The sequence below is a fragment of the Tunturiibacter gelidiferens genome, assembly GCF_051013345.1.
GTDB lineage: Bacteria > Acidobacteriota > Terriglobia > Terriglobales > Acidobacteriaceae > Edaphobacter > Edaphobacter gelidiferens_A.
The window spans coordinates 1,192,481-1,213,904 of the sequence record NZ_CP132939.1; the positions used below are offsets into that span (position 1 = coordinate 1,192,481).

Consider the following 21,424-nt stretch of genomic DNA (forward strand, 5'->3'; position numbering starts at 1 on the left):
GCGACTCTGAGAAGACTCACACGATGCAAGCAAGACTTTGGCTCGCAGCAGGCGCGGAAGGACGTGCAGTCTGCAGGGCGAAACAAACTCAGGAGACCAGATGAAGATTTCGGGATTGATGAGGCGCGGCGCGCTGATTGCGATGTTTTGCGCGGTTACGGGGTTACAGGGCTATGGGCAGTCGGCTGTCGACGGCGCGATCGGCGGTACAGTAGAGGATTCGAGCGGTTCTGCAATTGGGAGCGCGATCGTAGTAGTTCACTCGAACGCAACGAACGCTGAACAGAACGTGAAGGTCGATGGCTCGGGCGTGTTCCGGGTGATCCATCTGCAGCCTGCAACCTACACGGTTACAATTACGGCGCCTGGGTTTCGGAGCTACCGTTCCGGCGAGGTGATCGTCGAGGTTGGACTGCTGACGGACATCTCTCCCAAGATGCCTGTGGGTAACGTGAGTGACACGATTGAGGTCACGAGCGAGGCGCCAGTGCTGAATACGACGTCGCCTGATTTCTCTGGAGTGATCGATCAAAAGATGCTGCTTGATCTTCCGGTGAACAACTATCGGTGGTCGGCCTACGCGCTGCTGACGCCTGGAGTGGTTGCCGATTCGAGCGGATTTGGGCTGTTGAGTTTTCGTGGCCAGAGCACTTTGTTGAATAATGTAACCATCGACGGAGCAGACGACAATCAGGCGTACTTTTCGGAGGAGCGTGGACGCACTCGCGCGGGCTACTCGACGGCCAAAGCTTCGATTCAGGAGTTTCAGGTTAATACTTCGAACTACACGGTTGAGTATGGCCGGGCCGCGGGCGGCGTTGTGAACTCGATCACGAAGTCAGGCGGCAATAAGTTCCACGGTGAGGCGTACTTTTACGATCGCGATGCGGAGTGGGGAGCAGCGAACGCGTTTACGACAAAGACCGTGCAACTGGTTCCCAATGGACCCTTCAGTTCGGTAAACTTCAAGCCGACGGATCGGCGCAAGCAGTGGGGCGGGGCGGTGGGCGGACCGATCTTTCGCGACAAGCTGTTCTTCTTCTTTGCGGCGGATCGCTTTCAGAGAAACTTCCCAGCGGTCGCGGCGGCGAGCAATCCTACGAGCTTCTTCGCTACCCCTGACGCGGCGCTTCCGGCCGGCCAGGTGTGCGGAGGGAAAGGTGCGACCGCGCCAAGCACGATCGATGCGGCGGCGTGCACACTGCAAACGAATCTCAAACTGGCCAGTTATAGTGCGGCTGCAACGGATTACACCAGCGGTCTTGCCAATCTGAATTCGCTGCTCGGCAGTGTGCCGCGTACGGGCGATCAGACGATCTTCTTTCCTAAAGTGGACTGGCAGATCAACGGAAGGAATCATGCTTCGTTTGAGGTGAACCGGTTACGCTGGATCTCGCCGGCCGGCATCCAGACCGCAGCTACGGTCTTTGATGGTTCGCATAGCTTTGGCAACGACTATGTACGCGATACGTTCGGCATTGCGAAGCTGGATACGGTGATTACGAACAACATCAGCAATGAGGTTCGTTATCAGTATGGGCGTGATTTTGAGTTCGAGTTCGCCCAGGCCCCCGCGGCCTACGAGACGTCGAACCTGGTGGGGCCGACCCTGGGAGGCTATAGCAACCCTTTTGGCGGACTTCCGCCGAGTGTCTCGATTACGAATGGCTTCACGTTTGGAACACAGACGTTTCTGCAGCGTGCTGCGCTGCCGGATGAGCGGCGGAATCAGGTTGCCGATACGGTGAACTGGATTCATGGAAACCACAGCATTAAATTTGGCGGCGACTACATCCACACGTATGACCTGATCAACAACCTATTTGCGCAGTATGGCGGATATAGTTACTCCACGCTGACCAACTACCTTACGGACTTTTACCTCTCGCAGAATCCGAAGACAGTTGCTCAGGCGCATAACTACAGCTCTTATACGCAGGGTTTTGGTCGGCCCGGGCTAAATTTCAATACGGGGGATTATGCGTTCTTCGTGCAGGATGAGTGGAAGTTGAATTCGCGCCTGAGTTTGACGGGCGGCATTCGGTATGAGTATGAACAGTTGCCGTCGCCAGTCAGCGGCCTTGTCGTTTCATCGATTCCGCAGACGGGCTCCCTGCCGAGCAACAAGAGCAACATCGGTCCGCGAGTTGGTTTTGCCTACGACGTGTTTGGAAGCGGCAAGACGATTCTGCGGGGCGGCTACGGAGAGTTTTTCGCTCGCGTGATCAACTCGTCGATTTATAACGCGCTGATCAACACGGGTTCGCTCAACGGTCAGCCGAGCTTCACCTATACGTCGACGAGCGCGGGCGCCCCGGTGTTTCCGGAGGTAATTCCGGCACTAGTGAACACGGGAACTCCACCGAACGCTACGTTCTTTGACAAGAACTTCAAGCTGCCGGAGATCCATCAGGCGGACCTGACGGTGGAGCAGGACCTGGGCTGGAATACGGTCGTCAGTGTGACCTGGCTGGGAGCGTTTGGGCGGCGTCTGCCGAGTTTTGTTGATCTGAACCTGCCTGCTCCGACCAGCGTGACCTACACGGTGGTGGACACGTCCGGGAAAGGCCCGCTGCAGAACGGTTCCACGTTCATGTCGAACTTCTTTGCGAAGAGCACGGCGTCTTCCAAGATCTGTCCGAGCCAGCGTCCGGATTGCAACTTCGGCGCGAAGACGAACATCTTCAGCGGAGTGAACTCGAACTACCAGGGGCTGGTGGGTCAGATCTCACACCGTCTTACGCACAACCTGCAGTTCAGCGCGAACTATACCTGGTCGCACGCCTTGGATTACGGGGAGAACAATACGACTGGAAGCTCTGCCAATGCGCTGCTGGACCCGACCAGCCTTCGCGAGGAGTATGGCAACTCCAATCAGAATGTTCCGAACCGGTTTGTCCTGACGGCGGTGGCGACCTCGCCGTGGCGCTTTACGGGTTGGAAGAGCTATCTGCTGAACGACTACGAGGTTTCGCCGAACTTCTCGGCGCAGAGCGGCTTGCCCTATTCGGTAGCCACCAGCGGGACGTTGTCGACCGGGCTTGTCAACGGTGCGCAGTTGAACGCGGTGGGGAGTGGCGCAAACGGATCGGGCGGAACCGGCACAGTCAACGGAACATTCCGGCTGCCGGGGTTTGAGCGCAACGGCCTTCAGCAGCCGAGCACGAATGTGCTGGATCTTCGGCTGTCGAAGCGGTTCAATGTTGCCGAACGCGTGAAGCTGGAGCTGCTTGGAGAGAGCTTCAACATTCTGAACCGTCAGAACGTCACGTCAGTGAATACGACCGGATACTTCATCGGTACTACGACCAATGCAGCGAAGCAGGTGACCGCGAATCTGCTGACGTTCAACACGAGCAGCGCGAACTCCGCTTTGCCTCTGTTCGGTTCCGTGACCAACTCGAACGCCAGCGGATTTTCTTATACACCCCGTCAGGTCCAGTTGTCGGTTCGGGCGCAGTTCTAACCCTGGTCATTTCAAAAGGGCGGCGGCTTCGGTCGCCGCTCTTTTGTGTTTAACACGGAAGTGGTCTTTCATTATTGGCGCGTCTGCGGCTAATCTCATAGTGTCCTGTTGTTTTTGGCGTGGTGCGGACAATTTGCGGCTGCGACGTTTTGCCTGGATAGCGAAGGGCATGGCGAGCTTACTTTTCAATCTTCCCGTGGTTGCGGCGTAGAGCGGTACAGAATCCGCGGAGAGTGCATGTCGTTCTGTCTGGGACGCGCGATGGTGAGCGCGGGTGTGAGGAACGTTGTCCGGGCCTGCTTGCTGTGGTGTAGCGCCGCTGCTGCCATGGGGGTGTGCGTGGGGCCAGAGTTCGGTGGATGGGGCGGTCGGCGGTTTTGTCGTGGATGCGACGGGTGCTGCGCTGGTGGGCGCGGTGGTGCAGGCGCAGAATCTCGCGAACGGATTTACCGCTGTCGCGACGACCGAGGGCAAAGGTGAGTTTGTCGTGGCTCATCTGCCCGCGGGAGAGTACCGCGTGGTGGTGGACTATGAGCGGTTCGCGAATCTGACGCTGGAGCCGGTGGTCGTGGAGGTTGGGGGCGTGACCTCGGTGGAGGCGCAACTTAAAGTTGGCGGGATAGTCAGTTCGGTGAACGTGACCGCAGCGCCAGAGAGACCGGCTACGGTGAGCGTCGATGAGGTGGCGTCTGCGGCCACGGCCAGTGTGGTCACGCCTGAGGAGATGGAGAGGACTCCGGTGAATGGGCGGCGATGGCAGACGTTCGCTTTATTGACGCCGACGGTCAACGCGGATCCGGAGGGGGACGGGCTGTTGAGCTTCCGCGGGGTGGCTTCGACGCAAAACAGCAGCCGGATTGATGGTGGAGATGACGACCAGAGCTTTGGCGCGGTGCCGCGTGGGACGGGCGGGGAGAGTGCGGGGGAGATCGAAGATGCTGCGGAGACGGGGTCTTCACGGCGGGTGAGTGCAGGGAGCATGGATGGAGGGGGTGGGTATAGTCGGCACGCGGGTGCTGCTTCCACGTTTTCTCAGGAGGCAGTGAGGGAGTTTCGTGTGAGCGGCCAGAACTACTCGGCGTTGTATGGGCATGCGGCGGGAGGAATCATCACGACGGTCTCGAAGAACGGTACGAATGCGCTGCATGGGACGGGTTTTTACCTGGTGCGGTCGAGCGCGCTTGGAGCAACGAATCCTTTTTCGATCGCGACGACCTATGTGAACGGTGTGAGCACAAGTACCGCGGTGAAGCCCTCCGATCTTCGGCAACAGTTCGGCGGCAGCGTTGGCGGTGCAGCAGTGAGGGATAAACTTTTTTACTTTTATACGTACGATCAGCAGCTCCGGTCGTTCCCGGCTGTCTCGACACCCTATGATCCGAACTTCTATCTGCTGACACCAACGCAGAGTGCGTTGCTAGGCAACCGAGGCGTGACGCGGGCGAAGGTGAATGCTGCATTGACCTATCTTGACAGCCTGACGGGGACCGTGGCGCGGCGACAGGACCAGACAATCAACTTCGGCAAGATGGATTGGCAGGCAACGGAGCGCCACCGCGTGAGTCTGCAATACAACCGGGCGCGGTCAAGTGCGCCGTCGGGCGTGCGGTCTGCGCCGGTGGTGGATCTTGGAGTCGCAAGCCTGGGGAGCAGCTATGTGAAGGTAGATTCGCTGTTGGGGCGATGGATGTGGCGGGTGTCGCCGAAGCTGACGCATGAGTTGCGGGTTCAGTATGGGCGTGACTTTCAGTATGAGACCGCGGCGAAGCCGCTGCCGCAGGAGCCGGCGGTGGGGCCGGGTGGATTCGCTCCGGAGATTGCGATTGGGCCCGATGGATTTACGTTTGGGCCGTCGAACTCGCTGGGGCGCACGGCATATCCGGATGAGGATAAGGTGGAGTTGGCGGATTTGATGACGGTGGTGCGAGGGCGGCATCAGCTGCAGGCGGGTGTAGACGTCAGCTTTGTTCATGACGATATTTCGAGTCTGAACAATCCGCAGGGAGCGTTTCATTACGACAGCGGAGTTACGTCTGGTCACTCCGGCGGGTTGGTGGACTGGATCACCGACTATACCTTCAATGTGAACGCGTATCCGAATGGTGGTTGTCCATCGATCACGGCGCCGATCCATGATTTTTGCTTTCGCTCTTTTACGCAGAGCTTTGGGCAAAAGACAGTGACGTTCAACACGCAGGAATGGGCCGGTTTTTTGCAGGATAGCTGGAGGGTGAGGCGGGGACTGACAATAAGTGCCGGTTTACGTTACGAATACGAACTCTCTCCGCTGCCGCAGCGGCCCAATGCAACGCTGGATGCGGCATTTGGGCAGAAGGGCGCGACGAGTGTGTTTCCGGAGGATCGCAATAATGTTGGCCCGAGAGCGGCTGTGTCGTGGGAGCCGTCCGGGTCGGGCCGGATGGTTGTTCGCATTGGGTATGGTCTTTTCTATGGCAGGCTGCCCGGCGCCAAATTGAGTAGCGCGTTGTCAAACACTGCGCTGCCCTCTTCGACGACGAGCGTGTTGATCTTACCGACGACGGTCACAAATTGTCCGCAGGTTGCGAATCAGGGGTTTGGGTATGCGTGCTCGTACGTGACGATGCCGCCGGCGGCGGTGGGGAAGACGACGTCGGCGATGGTGTTCGATCGAAGATTTCGGCTGCCGGCGGTGCAGCAGGGCAGCTTTTCGATTGAGCGCGAGGTGGGTGCGGGGATGATTGCGAGTGCGACCTATCTGTTGAATCTTGACCGGCAGCTGCCGAACTCGGCGGATATCAATATTGCTCCGTCGGTTGCGACGAAGGAGTTCCAACTGCAGGGTGGCACCGGTTTAGTGGGCGTTCGGGATGGGGAGACGTTTGTGATTCCGTTTTATTCGCAGAGGCTGAACACGAACTTCGGGCCTGTGACCGACATTATTTCGAATGCGAATGCGACCTATAACGCTCTGGTGCTGGAGGCTCGACGACGCAGCCGCGGCGGGTTGGAGTTCAGAGCGAGCTGGACGTGGGCCAAGGCGATCGACTATGGACAGAGCGGCGGCGCGACGCCACGAACTAACGGACAGTTCGATCCGTTCGACGTGCGGTATGACAAGGGGCTTTCTGCGCTGAACTATCCGCATAAGATTGTGGCCAGCGTGGTGTGGGAGCCGAAGTTTGCGATCGAGCAGCATTGGCTGAGGAGGACGGTGAATGGCTGGGCGGTCGCTCCCATCTTTACAGAGACGAGCGGGAGACCTTACAGCCTGGATATCTTTGGGGGCACGAGGCTGGCCGGTGGACATGAGAGCATCAATGGCGCGGGTGGGGCGGTGTATCTGCCGACGGTTGGAAGAAATACGCTGCGGCTGCCGGATACCGGACGCGTTGATCTGCGTTTGAGCAAGGCTGTGCTGGTGAGCGAAAGCGTGAAGGTGCGCGGGGTTGCCGAGGCGTTCAATCTTACCAATCGGGTGAACTACTCCGCGATTATGCAGCGTGCTTATGTGGTGGGTACGGAGGCGAATGGGATTACGCCTCTGGTGTTTCAAAATGCTGCGACGGTTGCTGCGGAGGGGCTAAATGTGCGACCGTTCGGGACATTTACGGGGGCGGCGACGGGACAGTCGCCGGAGCGACAGGTGCAGCTGGGGCTGAGGGTCGAGTTTTGAGGGGCGCCATTCGCAGAGGTGTCCTGCCGGACGGGCCCACTCCGCGTGGGGCGGTCACTTCGTGACGTGTATACCTTTTCCGGTCCTCCCGTTGGTCGGAGGGGGAGACAGGCTAGTGCTGTGAGAGCGAGAGGGTGTTGCCGTCGGGGTCGGCGAACCAGGCGACCTTGGCTGCGCCGCCGGGTGCGGTCCAGACGCCGTCGGGGCTTTGCTCGAAGTGGGAATAGCGAGTGAATTTGAGGCCTTTGGCTGTGAGGTCTGCTACGGATTGGTGGATGTCTTTGACTTGCCAGCCGAGGATGGTGAAGGGGGCGGGAGTGAAGTTGCCGACGCGAACGATGCGGATCATGGTGCCGTTGGCTTCCATGACGAGGGCGAATTTGTCGTCGTTGATGAAGCGCAGGCCTAGGAGGTCCTCGTAGAAGGTGCGGGACTGTGCGGCGTCGCGAGTGGGAATGAAGGCGATGATCGGAGTTTGTCCTAGCATGCTGTGAAACCTCGATGGTAGCTAGTCTATAGCGAGTTCTGTCCTGCCGGACGAGCCGCCTGCGCGGCGCGCGGTCACTTCGTGACTTGTGTACCGGACCTGGCTGGATGAGCGCGTGGGTCCTCCCGTTGGTCGGGGGATGTAGGTCTAGCGGTGGTCGGTTGGTTGAAGGAGATTTGGGAGGCTTTGGTTTTCCTGCGGTTGGGCAGAGCTGTCTGGGCGAGAGGCGAAGCGGGTGGTGGGGAAGGCCTCGGGGTAGTTCTGCTGGATCCATTCAGTCATCTTTTCGCGGACGAGGCAACGGAGGTCAAAGTTGTCGCTGGAGTTGCGTGAACTCATGAGGCAGCGGAGTTCCATGGAGCGGTCGGTGAGGTTGGTGACCTGGAGGCCGCAGACTTGTTTGTTCCAGAGCGGCGACGGGTGGACGATGGACTCGAGTTGTTGACGGAGGGCTTCGACGGGGATGGAGTAGTCGACGTAGAGGAAGGCGGTGCCCATGATGTCTGAGGACTGGCGGGTCCAGTTCTGGAAGGAGTTTTCGATGAAGTAGCTGAGGGGGACGATGAGGCGGCGGAGGTCCCAGAGGCGGATGACGACATAGGCGGAGTTGATCTCTTCGACGCGGCCCCACTCGCCCTGGACTACGACGACGTCGTCGATACGGAGGGGCTCGGTGACGGCGATCTGCAGGCCGGCGAAGAAGTTTGCTGCGGTGGATTTGGCGGCGGTGGCGATGATAAGCGAGGCGATGCCGGCGGAGGCGAGAAGGCCGGAGCCGTAGTGCCAGATTCGGGGGTCGTTGAAGGTCCAGAGGAGGGCGCCGATGTCGATGATGACGACGAAGGTGATAAGCATGCGGCGGAAGAGCTGGAACTGGGTGTGGACGCGGCGTGCCCGGATGTTGTTTTCGGCGTTGAGGTCGTAGCGCCGCAGCATGATGGCCTGCAGGACGTAGATGCAGCCGACGGCGAACCAGCCGAGGGAGGCGACCAGCGCCATGATGAGGCCCTGGCGTATGGTGTCTTCGAACTTTCCGGGAAGGTCGGGTACGGCGGGGAGGATGAGGAGGAGGCAGGTGAGGAAGAAGATCGCGCGAGCGGGTTTGCCGAGGCGGCGCTGAAGGCCCCCCAGCCGAAGCTTTTGCTCTCCTCTTCTTTGCGGCGCAGCAGGCGAAACAGGACGTAGTGCACCACGTTTGCGAGCACGATGGCGGTGCAGAAGAGGAAGATGGCGAAGAACCAGGTGTGACGGAAGTGGGGGATCTCCAGCGCGAGCAAATTCAGATGCGGTGTAGTGAAGCTGATCGGGCTGAGCGCGAGTCGGTTCAAGGTTGCTCCGTCTGCTTCGTCGATTAGATGTAACGAAGCTGAGAGCAGTTTAATATCCGGTGGCTCGGCTGTGTGTGACAGCGCTATTTATGTTGAAGATAGTCGAGGCCGTCGAGGACTGCCTTTTCGAGGGCGATGCGCTGGTCGGAGTAGGAGTGGTCGGTCGTCATGTGGATCGCGGTGACCTCCTGATTGCCGGCTTTGTTGAGAGCTTCAACGAAGGCGTCGTTTGAGGGCGCGAGGCCATCGTCTGAGGTGATGACGAGCATGGGACGAGTGGCGAGTTTTGGCGCGAGCGCGAGGATATTCCAGGCGATGGAGTTCGCGGCAACCTCTTTGGCGAGGCCTTCGGGGGTGCATCCAGCGAGCGGTGCCATGCCTTCAGCAGCGAGGTGAGCGGCGAGAGCGGCGACTGCTGCGTCTCTCTGATCGGGTTTGGTGGATTGGATTTTGTCGAGGCCCATATCGGCGGCGGAGATGAGGCCGACGGCTTTGATGGCGGGATCCTGCGCGCCGACGTAGCGGGCTATGAAGCCGCCCATGCTGTGTCCGACGAGGACGATGGAGGACGGGTCGGAGCGAAGCTTCTTTGCGTTTGCGGGATCGCGCAGGAAGGCGATGGCGGATTGTGTGTCTTCGATGGAGTGGGTGAAGGAGAAGTCGCCGGGGAGCCCCAGGAGCCGCGGTAGTCGAAGTAAACGACGTCCCAGCCATCGCGGCGGATGGCCTGGGCGAGGTCGAGGTTTTTCTCGTTACCGGGGAAGCCGTGGAGGAGAAGGACAACGGGATGCGGGGCGGGGCCAGGAGCGATGTAGGCGAGTGCGTTGAGGAGCGCACCGTGGCTGGGGATCTGGAAGGTTTCGAAGCCGGCGGGATTGGTCTTGTCGTGGACCGGGTCGGCGGTGATGGCTGCGGGAAGTTGCTGGGCATGGAGGGTGAGAGGAAGGAAGACGCAGAGAAGCGCAAAGGCGGCGAGATGGCGATGAAGGCGCATGGTTGATTGTTGTTTGGGAATAGTGACTTGTAAAGGTGCAATTACAAAGAAACGGGCAGTGACGCCTAGAATAGAGAAGTGAGCTTTTCGGAACAGTTCGATGTGGCGGTGGTGGGTGCGGGGCATGCAGGTTGCGAGGCGGCGATGGCGGCGGCGCGGATGGGACTGCGCACCGCGATTTTTACGCTCAATCTGGATTTGATTGCGCAGATGAGTTGTAACCCTGCGATTGGGGGATTGCGAAGGGACACCTTGTGCGTGAGGTGGATGCGCTGGGCGGTGTGATGGGCGAGGTTGCCGATGCCACGGGGATACAGTTTCGCCTTCTGAATACTTCGCGGGGGCCGGCGGTGTGGTCGCCGAGGGCGCAGTGCGATAAGGCGCTGTATCGCGTGAAGATGCGCGAGGTGCTGGAGGGGCAGAAGAATCTCTTCATCAAGCAGGCTGAGGTGGTGGACCTGATTGTGGAGACGGAAGGTATTGCGACGGAAGTTGGAGAAGCAGATTCTGCCCCCATTCGACTGCGCTCAGGATGCGGAATGACAACACAAGGTCAATGGAATCTCCGCGAAGGGTGGTGCGCGGTTTGAAGTTGCGGGATGGGCGCCTGATTTATGCTGCGGCGACGATTGTTACAACAGGGACATTTCTTAATGGGCTCATTCATTGCGGGGAACAGCAGTACACGGCGGGGCGTAGTGGAGAGCCAGCCAGCGTATTGCTGGGAGAGGCGCTGAAGCGTCTGGGGCTGCGGGAGTGCCGGTTGAAGACAGGGACGCCGCCGCGACTTGATGGGCGCACGATTGATTGGAGCCAGTTTCAGGAGCAGCCGGGAGATGAAGACCCGACGCCATTCAGCTTTCGGACGAAAGAGATTCCGCTGCGGCAGATCAAGTGCCACATCGCGCACACGACGCCGGAGACGTTGCGGCTGATTCGGGAAAATGTTCATCGATCGCCGATGTACACGGGGCAGATTGAGGCGATTGGGCCGCGGTATTGTCCGTCGATTGAAGACAAGATCGTGCGGTTTCCGGAGAAGACGCGACACCAGTTTTTTCTGGAGCCGGAGGGGTTGAATACGCATGAGGTCTACATCAACGGTATGAGCACGAGTCTGCCGATGGAGATTCAGGCGGCGATGGTGCGATCGATACCTGGGCTTGAGAATGCAGAGATGCTGCGGCCGGGGTATGCGATTGAGTATGACGCGATCGATCCGACGGAGCTGGATCGTACGCTGCGGGTGAAGTCGTTTGCCGGGCTTTATCTTGCGGGACAGATCAACGGGACGAGCGGATATGAGGAGGCGGCGTGCCAGGGATTGATGGCGGGGATCAATGCGGCGCTGGCTGTTCGGGGCGAGGATGGCTTTACGCTGGATCGTACTGAGGCTTATACGGGAATTTTGATTGACGATCTGATCAGCAAAGGGACGAATGAGCCTTACCGGATGTTTACTTCGCGGGCGGAGTTTCGGCTGCATCTGCGGATCGATAATGCAGACAGGCGGTTGACTCCGCATGGGCGGCGGTTGGGGCTGATCGATGATGCTGCCTGGGCGGAGTATGAGGCGAAGCAGGCTCGGGCGGTTGCGTTTGAGAGGCTGTTGGGTTCGGCGCGGGTGCGGGCGGAGGAGTTGCCGGCTGCGTTGCTGGAGAGGCTGGACGGTGACGCCGCTGGGGTTGGCGGACAGACATTTGCGCAGCTTTTGAAGCGGCCGGAGGTGCCGATCGAGGAGGTCGCTTCGGTGCTTCGTGAGAGGCTGCGGGTCGGCGATGGGGCGCTGAGCAGTTGGGTAGCGGCGATGGATGCGGCGGGTGAGGAGAAACTGCCGGCGTGGGTTCGGAATGAGATGAAGACGGTGGAGACGGAGATTAAGTACTCTGGGTATCTGGATCAGCAGCGACGGTCGATGGAGAAGATGCGGAAGGCTGAGAGGCGGGCGATTCCGGGGTGGTTCGATTATTCGACGGTGAGTGGGTTGTCGAGTGAGATGAAGGAGATTCTTTCGCGGGTGCGGCCGCAGACGCTGGGACAGGCTAGCCGAATTGCGGGAGTTACTCCGGCGGCGGTTAGTTTGATTCATGTTTACATCGAGATTCAGGGGCGGGCGCGGGTGGCTTAATACCTGTCCTGCCGGACGGGCGCCCTCCGCGTGCGGCGGTCACTTCGTGACTTGTGTACCTTTTGTGGGTGAGTGAGGTGTTTCGGTCCTCCCGTTGGTCGGGGTTAGAAGCTGGTTGACTCGCTGGATGAGGGCTTGCGCGTCTTTGGGGGCGTGGACCTTGGCGTCGTTGTCGAAGTAGACGTAGACGTCTCGGGCGGTTCGCCGGCGTGCGGGTTTGGGGCTGGCGTGATCGCCGTCAGTGACCTCTCCTCCGCGTGCCCAGGCTGCTATGCGAGCGGCCCACTGGTCGAGCGCCTGATCGCTGTAGCCGCTGGTGTAGAGGACTTCGGAGCCGTGGAGACGGCAGTAGAGGAAATCTGAGGTGACGTCCATGAGGAGGGGCCATTCGACTGTGTCAGCACAGACCAGGGCGATGTTGTGGCGGCGGAGGAGGGAGATGAAGTCTGGTGTGACGAAGCTTGGATGACGGATCTCCATCGCGTGGCGGATGAGACGCTTTCTCATAAGCGCGGTGTAGGCGCGGCCCTTGAGGCGATCGTCGTGGTGTTGGGCGAGCACGGCAGCGGCGTGGGTGTCGCGCGGAAGAAGGGTAAAGAACTCTTCGAGCTTGGCGGCGTTGAACTGGAAGTTGGGTGGGAACTGCCAGAGGATGGGGCCGAGTTTGTGACCGAGGGCGAGGAGGCCGGAGGCGAAGAAGTTCGCCAGGGCCTGCTCGGCGTTGCGCAGCTTGAGCATGTGGGTGATGTAGCGGCTGGCTTTGATGGAGAAGACGAAGTCGTCGGGGGTCTGCTCGGCCCAGGTGGCGAAGCTTGAGGGGCGCTGGAGGGAGTAGAAGGTGCCGTTGATCTCGATGGTGGGGAAGAGTGAGGAGGCGTAGGCGAGCTCTTTCTTTTGTGCGAGGCCTTTGGGATAGAAGACGCCGCGCCATGGTTTGTAGGTCCATCCGGAGATTCCGATGCGAACGCGGCCGGGCAAGGTTTGGTCCTCCTGTTGGGCTTGGATGATTGATATGGGTACAGGTAGAGCTGGAAGGGAGGGAAAGCTTGAGAATGTAACCGGTTGTGGTGCCGGAGCGTCCAATACGAAGCGGACTGGAGTTTGCGATGTCGAATGTGGTGAAGACCGGGTTGATCGTTCTGGGGGTTGGGGTTGTTGCGCTTATGCTTTTTGGAGGGGGAAGAGAATGGTGATGGGAGCAGAGAGAAGAGAGCCGATTCCGGCTCCTGCGATGGATGAGCCGCATGTTGCGGCATCGCATGAGACTGCGGTGTTTGCGGGTGGCTGCTTTTGGGGCGTGCAGACGGTGTTTCAGCGAGTGAAAGGGGTTACGGCTACGACTGCGGGTTATTCGGGTGGATCTGCTTCGACTGCTACTTATGACCAGGTTTCGTCGGAGGGGACGGGGCATGCTGAGTCGGTGAAGATTGTGTTCGATCCGGCTAAGGTTAGTTATGGGACGCTGCTGCGGATCTTCTTTTCTGTGGTGCATGATCCTACGCAGTTGAACCGGCAGGGGCCGGATGTGGGGACTTCTTATCGGTCGGTGATTTTTTATACGTCGCCGGAGCAGGAGAAGGTGGCCAAGGCCTATATCTCTCAGCTGGATGCGGCGCATGTGTTTCCCAAGCCGATTGTGACGGAGGTTACGCCGCTGAAGGCGTTTTATGACGGCGAGGACTATCACCAGGACTATGCGGAGAAGAATCCGAATAATCCTTATATCCAGGTGTGCGATGTGCCGAAGATGGCGGCTCTGAAGCAGCAGTTTCCTGATCTTTTTCAGGATTACAAGCACAAATAATTTTCGGCTGGTTCTGCCTGCGGGAGAGGGCCTGTTTTCAGGGGTATTTGAGGAAACCACGTCGTCTGGACGTGGTTTTTGGCGTGGCTGAACGTGGTGGCATGTGTGGTGGATGTGGTGTTCCAGCACCATAGATTCTGGTGTTGAAAAATGCGCCAGGATTTTGGATTTATTTTGGTCTGGGTGGGAAGCAAGGGCGAGATGCGGGGATCTCTCCACTGCGCGACAGACGGTAAGGCTGTCTGTCGCTTCGGTCGAGACGACGGGTTTGGGGGTGGTGGAGAAGAACGAACAAGGGCGAAGGCGAAATACAGGGATCCTTCACTCCGCTCAGAATGACGACTCGAGATGGGAGCGGGTTTGAACTGGGTGGGTTTTAGCGGGTTGTGTGTGGGTTATTGGGTTACTTCGCCCTCGGGCTCGTCGGTGGGGTTTTCAATCTCAGCTTCGAAGCCTTCGAGGAGGCGGTTGAGGAAGGCTCCGGGGTCGGTTTCCTTGTTTTGCAACTGGTGGGCGAGGGCGATGTGGCGGGCGAGGTCGGCGAGGACGATGCCCCAGGCGAAGGGGTCCTCCCAGGCTCCGCTGCGGATGCTGACGTGCTGGCCCTGTTCGGCGATCCAGACACGGAGGACCTCGAAGGAGGCTTTGTCGCGTTGGGCCTGCTCGGGAATGGCTAGAACCTTTTCGACGCCCATCTTTGCTCCTGCGGAACTTGGGCTTGACTCTGCTTACCAGCGTATAACGACTGCGTTTCTGTGAACCAAGGATGGCACTTAGCGATCACTCGGTGGTTTACGTGCGGACGTAGACTAAAGATGCACGGATGTTCTTATCCACACCTTGCACAGGACCACCTCTTGTCCACAGGACTACATCTTCTGCACAGGATGGAATTTGGTGGAGGCGGCAGGTAAGGTTAAAGACTCATGGCCACCTATCCCCACATTGTCGGCGAGCAGGAACGGCCGGCGTCCGTGCATGCCGAGATGACGATTCTCGGCGCGATGCTGGTGGAGCCGGTCGCGATTATTGACGCGACGATGCTGCTGAAGACCGATGACTTTGCGCTGGACTCGCACCGGAAGATCTACGATGCGATGCTGCACCTGGTGGAGGTTGGTCATGCAGTCGACATTGTTACCGTCACCGATTATCTGGGGAAGAAGAAGGAGCTGGATTCGGTAGGTGGGCTGCCTTATCTGGCGTCGCTCAGTGAGGGTTTGCCGCGCAAGCTGAGCATCGAGAGCTATGTTCGGATCGTTCGCGACAAGAGCCTGATGCGGCAGTTGCTGACGGTGTGCGATATGGGGATGATCGAGGCCTCGGACCAGAGCCGCGAGGCGATCGATGTGCTGAACCAGGTCACGAGCAGGTTGACGGAGATCTCAGAGCATGCGGTGACGGGCGGGTTCTCGGATATTACGGCGATTGTGAAGGAGTCGTTTGGGTCGATCGACGCGCTGTATGAGCAGGGGCGCGAGGTTACGGGGCTGGCGACGCACTACATCGAGTTCGACCGGATGACGAGCGGACTGCAGGAGTCGGAGCTGACGATCATTGCGGCTCGGCCTTCGATGGGCAAGACGGCGTGGGCGATCAATATTGCGGAGAATGCGGCGGTGCGCGGGGGCAAGGTGGTGGCGGTGTTCTCGCTCGAAATGAGCAAGTCGAGTCTGCTGCGCAGAATGCTGGCTTCGCAGGCGCTCGTGAACTCGAAGGCGATTCAGACCGGGATGTTGATGCGTGAGGACCGGGCGAAGCTGATCAACGGGCTGGAGCGGCTGATGGAGTCGAAGATGTTTATCGACGACACGCCGGGAATTACGCTGGCGGAGATGCGGGCGAAGGCGCGGCGGCTGAAGCAGCAGCATGGTGCGCTGGATCTGATTGTGATCGATTATCTGCAGCTGATGACGGGGTCGGCGGGTGCGCAGAAGGGATTTGAGAATCGCACGCAGGAGGTCTCGGCGATCTCGCGCGGCCTGAAGGCGCTGGCGAAGGAGATGAAGGTGCCGGTGGTGGCGCTGTCGCAGCTCTCGCGTGCGAGTGAGCAGAGGGTGGGGATAAAAAGCCGCTGTTGAGCGACCTGCGCGAGTCGGGTTCGATTGAGCAGGATGCCGACGTGGTCTGCTTTATTCATCGCGAGGAGTACTACGATCGCGAGAATGAGGATCTGAAGGGCAAGGCGGAGATCATCATCGCGAAGCAGAGAAACGGACCGACTGGAAGTATTCAGCTGGCGTATCTGGCGGACTATACGCGGTTCGAGAATCTGTCGCACGGTGGGGATTCGGGCGGGTATTAGCGGGTGGACGCCGGCGCGAAGGTTCGCGTCTACGCCGCTTAAATGATGAGAAGCGAATTTTGACGACTAATCCGCAGATTGATTTTTTAACCCAAGCCAGATTAGCGCGTTGGCCTTTTGTCATCTGATGACCAGCCGTTTGCGGATGGCCCTTTGACTCTGGAGGAAGTCCGCCATGCCGGACAGTTTTCTATGCGCACCTGTTAATTGTGCTAATTACCCACTCACCACCGCCGCTTATAGACTCTTACCGCGAGTACCGATAGGTCTGCTGGGAGTATTGCCGATCTCGCTTGCGCGAGATTCAGCTCGAATATGGCTCAATCCAGACGAGAAAAGAGACAACGATAAATGAAGACTCTATTCACCACATACGGTCTCCTCATTGGCGCGGCCATCGTGTCTGCGGCAAGTGCACAGGAAGTCCTGCCGTTCCCGCCCACGCCTTCCGCCTCCACTGCCGGGCTGACGATGCCGGACTCTGTCTATAAGAAGCGCGTTGACCCGAAGCACCTGACTTCTGATGCGCCGAACATCCTTATCATCCTGATGGACGATGTCGGTCCAGGCCAAGCCTCAACCTATGGAGGCGAGATCAACACGCCCACCCTCGACCGCGTCGCGAAGGCGGGGATTTCGTACAACCGTTTTCACTCTACTGCGATGTGCTCGCCGACACGTGGCGCGCTTCTGACCGGGCGCAATCACACGCGCATCAGTAACGGGCAGATCGCCGAACTGGCCAACGATTTCGACGGTTTCAGCGGCACGATCCCGAAGTCGGCGGCGACCGTAGCCGAGGTGCTGAAGGACTACGGTTACAACACGGGGGCCTGGGGCAAGTGGCACAACACGCCCGCCGAACTGACGACCTCGAAGGGCCCGTTCGACTATTGGCCTACCGGCTATGGCTTCGAGTATTTCTACGGCTTCCTCGCCGGCGAGGCCTCGCAGTATGAGCCGCGTCTGGTGCGCAATACTACGGTCCTGGATCCGCACGAGTATGAGCATCCCGGGTATCACCTCTCCGAGGACATCGCGACGGACGCTATCAGCTGGCTGCGCGAGCAGCAGGCCTTCACTCCTGACAAGCCATTTTTCATTTATTGGGCGCCGGGCGCGGCGCACGGCCCGCATCAGGTCCCCAAAGAATGGGCCGACAAGTACAAAGGCAAGTTTGACGACGGCTGGGATAATTATCGTGAGCGCACCTTCAAGCGTGCCAAGGAGAGGGGCTGGATCCCGCAGGATGCCCAGCTCACTCCGCGCCCGGCGACGCTTGCATCGTGGGATTCCATTCCGGAAAGCGAAAAACCGTTCCAGCGCCGCCTGATGGAGGTGTACGCCGGCTTCGCCGAACACGCCGACTACAACGCAGGCCGCATTGTTGATGAGATCGAGAGGGAAGGAAAGCTGAACAATACTCTCATCTTCTACATCTGGGGCGACAACGGCGCGTCGGCGGAGGGCCAGAACGGCACCATCTCCGAAATGCTCGCGCAGAACGGTATTCCGACCACGACCCAGCAACACATCAAGACGCTGAACGAACTCGGGGGCCTTGATGTGCTGGGTTCGGCGAAGACCGACAACATGTATCACGCGGGCTGGGCCTGGGCGGGCGGGACGCCTTACAGATCCACCAAACTTGTGGCTGCGCATTTCGGCGGCACGCGCCAGCCGATGGCTGTTTCGTGGCCGGCAAAGATCAAACACGATGATGCGCCGCGTCCGCAGTTCCATCACGTCATCGACATTGTGCCGACGATCTACGAGGTGGTTGGCATCACACCACCTCGCGTAGTCAACGGCGTTGACCAAATGTCGATTGACGGCGTCAGCATGGCCTATACGTTTGCCGACGCGGCAGCGAAGGGGCGCAAGACAACGCAGTTCTTCGACATCATGGGTAGCCGCGGCATTTACCAGAACGGCTGGTATGCCGACACCTTCGGCCCCCGAATTCCATGGGTGCCGGGACTGCCCAAGGGCATAGCGGACTGGAACCCGAGCAATGACGTGTGGGAGCTTTACAACCTCGATGCCGACTGGTCTCAGGCCAATGACCTTGCAGCGAAGATGCCTGAAAGGGTCGCGTACATGAAGAACCTCTTCCTGGTCGAGTCGGCCAAGAACGAGAACCTGCCCATCGGCGGAGGCCTGTGGACGCCAGTGTTCCACCCGGAAGACGCGCCCTCCACACCCTACACCGAATGGACTTTCAGCGGCCCGATCACGGGGATGCCGGAGTTCACCGCGCCGAAGCTCGGAAAATTCGACAACACCGTCAGCATGGAAGTGGAAGTGGCTGCGAACGCCAACGGTGTTCTGTACGCCCTGGGCGGATTTTCCGGCGGCCTCTCCTTATATGTGAAGGATGGCGTGCTCCACTACGAATACAACCTCTTCGAGGTCGACCGGACGCAGATCAAGGCGAAAGAAAAACTGCCGACCGGCGCCGTGAAGGTCGAGGTCGAGTCGAAGCTGGCAGCACGCAAGCCCGGCGCTCCGCTGGACGTCACGTTGAAGGTCAACGGTCAGGCAGTGGCGCAGGGCCGGGTGCCGATTACGGCGGCGCTGGCCTTCACCGCCAACGATTGTTTCGACATCGGCAGCGATCTCGGCTCGCCCGTGTCGCTGGACTATTTCGACCAAGCACCGTTCGCCTTCAATGGGAAGATCGTGACGACGAGGATTGCGTATCCCAAAAAGTAAGAGACGATGGCCGAAGCCGCCACCACTCGGGCGCGCAACCTTGGCGACAATTCGCTGGTTGAGGTTGGGTACGACGACCGGGTGCACCATGTTTCAGAACTTGTTTATGAACTACCTGCTCAAGGTCTGCCCTGCGCGGGCGGCGGTCACTTCGTGACTTGTGATGGGCTTCGCGTGGTTCTCCCGCTGGTCGTGATGCAGATTCCGTGCTGACCAACGGGAGGATAGTATCGGAGGATCTTCGCCCAAGTCTGCGCGATCGTTATTGTTTGGGAGCTGCTGCGATTGAGTCCAGGCTGGTGATGATTTCGGGTGGGAGTTCGAGGGTTGCGGCTTTTAGATTTTCGCGAAGGTGACTGAGGGATGAGGTGCCGGGGATGAGGAGCATGTTGGGGGAGCGCTGGAGGAGCCAGGCTTGCGCGACTTGCATAGGGGTGGATTGGAGGGCGGCTGCGGCTGCGTCGAGTGCTGCGGATTGCAGGGGTGTGAAGCCTCCGAGGGGGAAGAAGGGAACGTAGGCGATGCCTTGGTTGGTGAGGTCGTCGAGGAAGGCGTCGTCGGTTCGGTGGGCTACGTTGTAGAGGTTCTGGACGCAGACGATGTCGGTGAGCTTTTGCGCTTCGGCGAGTTGCTGCGGGGTTACGTTGCTCAGGCCGAGGTGGCGGATGAGGCCCTGGGCTTTGAGTTCGGCGAGGACGGTGAGGGGGCTTCGATGGAGCCTTTGGTTGGGCCGGCGAGTCCACCGACGCGGAGGTTGACGATGTCGAGCTTGTCGAGGGCGAGGTTGCGGAGGTTGTCGTGGACGGCGTCGATGATGTCCTGGCGGGAGAGGGCGGGGTTCCAGGATGCGTCTGCGCCGCGGCGTGCGCCTACTTTGGTGACGATGATGAGGCGGTCGGGGTAGGGGTGGAGGGCCTGCTTGATGATCTGATTGGTGACGTGGGGGCCGTAGAAGTCGCTGGTGTCGATGTGGTTGACGCCGGCGGCTATGGCTTCGCGAAGGACGGCGATGGCGGTGTTCATGTCCTTTGGCGGGCCGAAGACGTGGGGGCCGGCGAGCTGCATGGCCCCGTAGCCCATGCGGTGTACGGTCATCGAGGTGCCGGGGAAGGTGAAGGCGCTGCCTAGATTTGTTTGTTGCGTCATGCTGTTGCTCCTTTTGTCGGTTCGCTGCTTGTCGTCGTTGTGGTTACCTGTGGTTAGATGAAGAAAGCCTCAGGTCAGGAGTTCGCATTTGCCGCAACGTTCCCAGGTGCTGTTGGAGCCGCGTAAATCGCCGGTGCAGGCTCGTTCGGCTGCGAGCGTGGATGCAATTCTGGAGGCGACTATTCAGGTTTTGTTGAGCGTGGGCAAGGAGCGGTTGACGACGACGAAGGTGGCGTCGCGGGCGGGGGTGTCGGTGGGGACGTTGTATCAGTACTTTCCGAATAAGAGCTCGTTGTTGCAGGCGGCGTTGGCGCGGCATCTCGATGAGGTGGCCGGGGCGATGAGCAGGGTGTGCAGAGAGGAGCGGGGGAAGAGTCTGAAGGAGATGGCGACGGCTCTGATCAACGCATTTCTTGAGGCGAAGATGAGGGATGCGAAGACGAGTGTGGCGTTGTACTCGGTGAGTTCGGATGTAGATGGGGCGAAGATTGCGCTGAGAAGCGGTGTGGAGACGAATAAGGCGCTGGTTGGGATGCTGACAACGGCTCGCGATCGGCTGACGAAGGATCCGCAGATGGTGGCTTCGATGTTGATGAGTGCGATGGCCGGGGTGAGCCGTAGATTGCTGGAGTCGGGTGATCCGGAGAAGCATTTTGAGGGTTTGCGGCAGGAGCTGGTGTTTCTGGTGTGCGCTTACCTGGAGGCTTGTACTGTGCGGGAATCGGCTTAGGGAACAGGTGCCTGAGTGGATACGGGTGGGGTGGATTTTGATGAGATTCGGTGAAGGCTCCTGACAGTACGGTGTCAGGAGGGTGTCAGTATGCTGCCTCTGTGTTCGTAATGTCAGGGAGGCAATATGAAGGAACAGCCGAAGTCAGGGGCGGTTTGGTTCGAGATTCCGTGTGCCGATCTGGATCGGGCCGCGAGGTTCTACGAGACGATTCTCGATCGCAGGATGAAGAAGGATGATTTTGGAGAGATGGGGGATCCGATGCGTGTTTTTCCGGCGGCGCCGGGCGGTGTAGCGGGGGCCTTGGTGAAGCGGCCGTTTCGGAAACCAGGTCGCGGCGGCACGATGGTGTATCTGAACTGCGATGGAGAGCTGGATGCCGTGATTGCGCGGGTGCGTGAGGCTGGGGGTTGATGCTGATGCCGCGTACGGTGATTCCTGGAGGGCATGGTGCGTTTGCGTGCCTGAAGGATACGGAGGGGAATCATATTGGTCTGCATACTTCGATTTGAGGTGATGTGGCCAAGTGCCCGCTGCGCGCGGGGCGGTCACTTCGTGACGGGTATACCCCTTCGGTTGGCGCTCCCGTTGGTCGCGGTGAATATTTGTGCCGACCCATTGGGGACCCTGGGCGAAGCCGGTGTACACCCACGGAGTGAGGATAGG

16 protein-coding genes and 2 pseudogenes are annotated in these 21,424 nt (G+C 59.4%); 10 read left to right on the forward strand and 8 right to left on the reverse strand.

Annotation, left to right across the window (positions count from 1 at the left end):
- The first annotated feature begins 100 nt into the window (after nt 1-100).
- Nucleotides 101-3,466: a carboxypeptidase regulatory-like domain-containing protein gene (locus RBB80_RS05855; RefSeq protein WP_433967316.1), complete on the forward strand. Its 3,366-nt coding sequence runs from the start codon at nt 101-103 to the stop codon at nt 3,464-3,466.
- Between the two features lie 286 nt (nt 3,467-3,752).
- The gene (locus RBB80_RS05860; RefSeq protein ID WP_433967317.1) at nt 3,753-7,121 is read left to right on the forward strand and encodes a carboxypeptidase regulatory-like domain-containing protein; all 3,369 of its coding nucleotides are present in this window, start codon (nt 3,753-3,755) and stop codon (nt 7,119-7,121) included.
- Between the two features lie 112 nt (nt 7,122-7,233).
- Here the strand turns inward: RBB80_RS05860 and RBB80_RS05865 are convergent, their stop codons facing one another.
- The 4 genes from RBB80_RS05865 to RBB80_RS05880 form a co-directional block, all read right to left on the reverse strand.
- Complete coding sequence (locus tag RBB80_RS05865; RefSeq protein ID WP_433967318.1) at nt 7,234-7,608, reverse strand: VOC family protein; 375 nt, start codon at nt 7,606-7,608, stop codon at nt 7,234-7,236.
- A gap of 147 nt (nt 7,609-7,755) precedes the next feature.
- Entirely contained in the window at nt 7,756-8,607 is an 852-nt protein-coding gene (locus RBB80_RS05870) for a mechanosensitive ion channel family protein (protein WP_433967319.1), read from the reverse strand.
- Nucleotides 8,608-9,019: 412 nt separating this feature from the next.
- A complete protein-coding gene (locus RBB80_RS05875) occupies nt 9,020-9,577 on the reverse strand; it encodes an alpha/beta hydrolase family protein (RefSeq protein WP_433969519.1) in 558 nt (185 codons plus the stop codon).
- Nucleotides 9,463-9,930: an alpha/beta hydrolase family protein gene (locus tag RBB80_RS05880; protein ID WP_433967320.1), complete on the reverse strand. Its 468-nt coding sequence runs from the start codon at nt 9,928-9,930 to the stop codon at nt 9,463-9,465. Before RBB80_RS05880 ends, RBB80_RS05875 begins: the two co-directional genes overlap by 115 nt.
- Before the next feature lie 111 nt (nt 9,931-10,041).
- On the opposite strand from RBB80_RS05880, the pseudogene RBB80_RS05885 reads away from it, so the two are divergent.
- Together RBB80_RS05885 and mnmG are read left to right on the forward strand one after the other, a co-directional pair.
- Nucleotides 10,042-10,520, forward strand: a pseudogene (locus RBB80_RS05885) (FAD-dependent oxidoreductase).
- Complete coding sequence (gene mnmG, locus RBB80_RS05890) at nt 10,487-12,058, forward strand: tRNA uridine-5-carboxymethylaminomethyl(34) synthesis enzyme MnmG (RefSeq protein ID WP_433967321.1); 1,572 nt, start codon at nt 10,487-10,489, stop codon at nt 12,056-12,058. Before RBB80_RS05885 ends, mnmG begins: the two are co-directional and overlap by 34 nt.
- Nucleotides 12,059-12,097: 39 nt before the next feature.
- Here mnmG and RBB80_RS05895 read toward each other — a convergent pair whose 3' ends face one another.
- Nucleotides 12,098-13,036 carry a DUF72 domain-containing protein gene (locus tag RBB80_RS05895; RefSeq protein ID WP_433967322.1) on the reverse strand — a complete coding sequence of 313 codons (939 nt, stop codon included), beginning with the start codon at nt 13,034-13,036 and terminating at the stop codon, nt 12,098-12,100.
- Between the two features lie 214 nt (nt 13,037-13,250).
- Here RBB80_RS05895 and msrA point away from each other — a divergent pair, with 214 nt between their 5' ends.
- Entirely contained in the window at nt 13,251-13,862 is a 612-nt protein-coding gene (gene msrA, locus RBB80_RS05900; protein WP_433967323.1) for a peptide-methionine (S)-S-oxide reductase MsrA, read from the forward strand.
- A 395-nt stretch (nt 13,863-14,257) separates the two neighbouring features.
- Here the strand turns inward: msrA and RBB80_RS05905 are convergent, their stop codons facing one another.
- Complete coding sequence (locus RBB80_RS05905) at nt 14,258-14,557, reverse strand: DUF5076 domain-containing protein (protein WP_433967324.1); 300 nt, start codon at nt 14,555-14,557, stop codon at nt 14,258-14,260.
- Nucleotides 14,558-14,788: 231 nt separating this feature from the next.
- Between RBB80_RS05905 and dnaB the strand changes: the two are divergent.
- The 3 genes and pseudogenes from dnaB (at nt 14,789) to RBB80_RS05920 (ending at nt 19,095) form a co-directional block, all read left to right on the forward strand.
- Nucleotides 14,789-16,167: pseudogene (gene dnaB / locus RBB80_RS05910) on the forward strand (replicative DNA helicase).
- Nucleotides 16,168-16,518: 351 nt separating this feature from the next.
- Nucleotides 16,519-18,882, forward strand: coding sequence for an arylsulfatase (locus RBB80_RS05915; RefSeq protein WP_433967325.1), 2,364 nt, complete (start codon nt 16,519-16,521; stop codon nt 18,880-18,882).
- Between the two features lie 6 nt (nt 18,883-18,888).
- Entirely contained in the window at nt 18,889-19,095 is a 207-nt protein-coding gene (locus tag RBB80_RS05920; RefSeq protein ID WP_433967326.1) for a hypothetical protein, read from the forward strand.
- A gap of 49 nt (nt 19,096-19,144) precedes the next feature.
- Here RBB80_RS05920 and RBB80_RS05925 read toward each other — a convergent pair whose 3' ends face one another.
- Together RBB80_RS05925 and RBB80_RS05930 are read right to left on the reverse strand one after the other, a co-directional pair.
- Nucleotides 19,145-19,549 (reverse strand): aldo/keto reductase, encoded by a 405-nt coding sequence (locus RBB80_RS05925; RefSeq protein WP_433969521.1) that lies wholly within the window; start codon nt 19,547-19,549, stop codon nt 19,145-19,147.
- The gene (locus RBB80_RS05930) at nt 19,531-20,028 is read right to left on the reverse strand and encodes an aldo/keto reductase (protein ID WP_433967327.1); all 498 of its coding nucleotides are present in this window, start codon (nt 20,026-20,028) and stop codon (nt 19,531-19,533) included. Before RBB80_RS05930 ends, RBB80_RS05925 begins: the two co-directional genes overlap by 19 nt.
- Before the next feature lie 88 nt (nt 20,029-20,116).
- Here RBB80_RS05930 and RBB80_RS05935 point away from each other — a divergent pair, with 88 nt between their 5' ends.
- Together RBB80_RS05935 and RBB80_RS05940 are read left to right on the forward strand one after the other, a co-directional pair.
- Nucleotides 20,117-20,758, forward strand: coding sequence for a TetR/AcrR family transcriptional regulator (locus tag RBB80_RS05935; protein WP_433967328.1), 642 nt, complete (start codon nt 20,117-20,119; stop codon nt 20,756-20,758).
- Nucleotides 20,759-20,884: 126 nt separating this feature from the next.
- Nucleotides 20,885-21,172, forward strand: a complete 288-nt coding sequence (locus RBB80_RS05940; protein WP_433967329.1) for a VOC family protein — start codon at nt 20,885-20,887, stop codon at nt 21,170-21,172.
- Nucleotides 21,173-21,424: the final 252 nt, after the last annotated feature.

Bases quoted from the DNA above. Each gene is read 5' to 3' on its own strand.
- RBB80_RS05870 (WP_433967319.1), bottom strand. From the start codon at position 8,607: ATGGCGCTGGTCGCCTCCCTCGGCTGGTTCGCCGTCGGCTGCATCTAC.
- RBB80_RS05865 (WP_433967318.1), bottom strand. From the start codon at position 7,608: ATGCTAGGACAAACTCCGATCATCGCCTTCATTCCCACTCGCGACGCC.
- RBB80_RS05905 (WP_433967324.1), bottom strand. From the start codon at position 14,557: ATGGGCGTCGAAAAGGTTCTAGCCATTCCCGAGCAGGCCCAACGCGAC.
- RBB80_RS05920 (WP_433967326.1), top strand. From the start codon at position 18,889: ATGGCCGAAGCCGCCACCACTCGGGCGCGCAACCTTGGCGACAATTCG.
- msrA (WP_433967323.1), top strand. From the start codon at position 13,251: ATGGGAGCAGAGAGAAGAGAGCCGATTCCGGCTCCTGCGATGGATGAG.
- RBB80_RS05880 (WP_433967320.1), bottom strand. From the start codon at position 9,930: ATGCGCCTTCATCGCCATCTCGCCGCCTTTGCGCTTCTCTGCGTCTTC.
- RBB80_RS05930 (WP_433967327.1), bottom strand. From the start codon at position 20,028: ATGACGCAACAAACAAATCTAGGCAGCGCCTTCACCTTCCCCGGCACC.
- mnmG (WP_433967321.1), top strand. From the start codon at position 10,487: ATGGAATCTCCGCGAAGGGTGGTGCGCGGTTTGAAGTTGCGGGATGGG.
- RBB80_RS05915 (WP_433967325.1), top strand. From the start codon at position 16,519: ATGAAGACTCTATTCACCACATACGGTCTCCTCATTGGCGCGGCCATC.
- RBB80_RS05940 (WP_433967329.1), top strand. From the start codon at position 20,885: ATGAAGGAACAGCCGAAGTCAGGGGCGGTTTGGTTCGAGATTCCGTGT.
- RBB80_RS05855 (WP_433967316.1), top strand. From the start codon at position 101: ATGAAGATTTCGGGATTGATGAGGCGCGGCGCGCTGATTGCGATGTTT.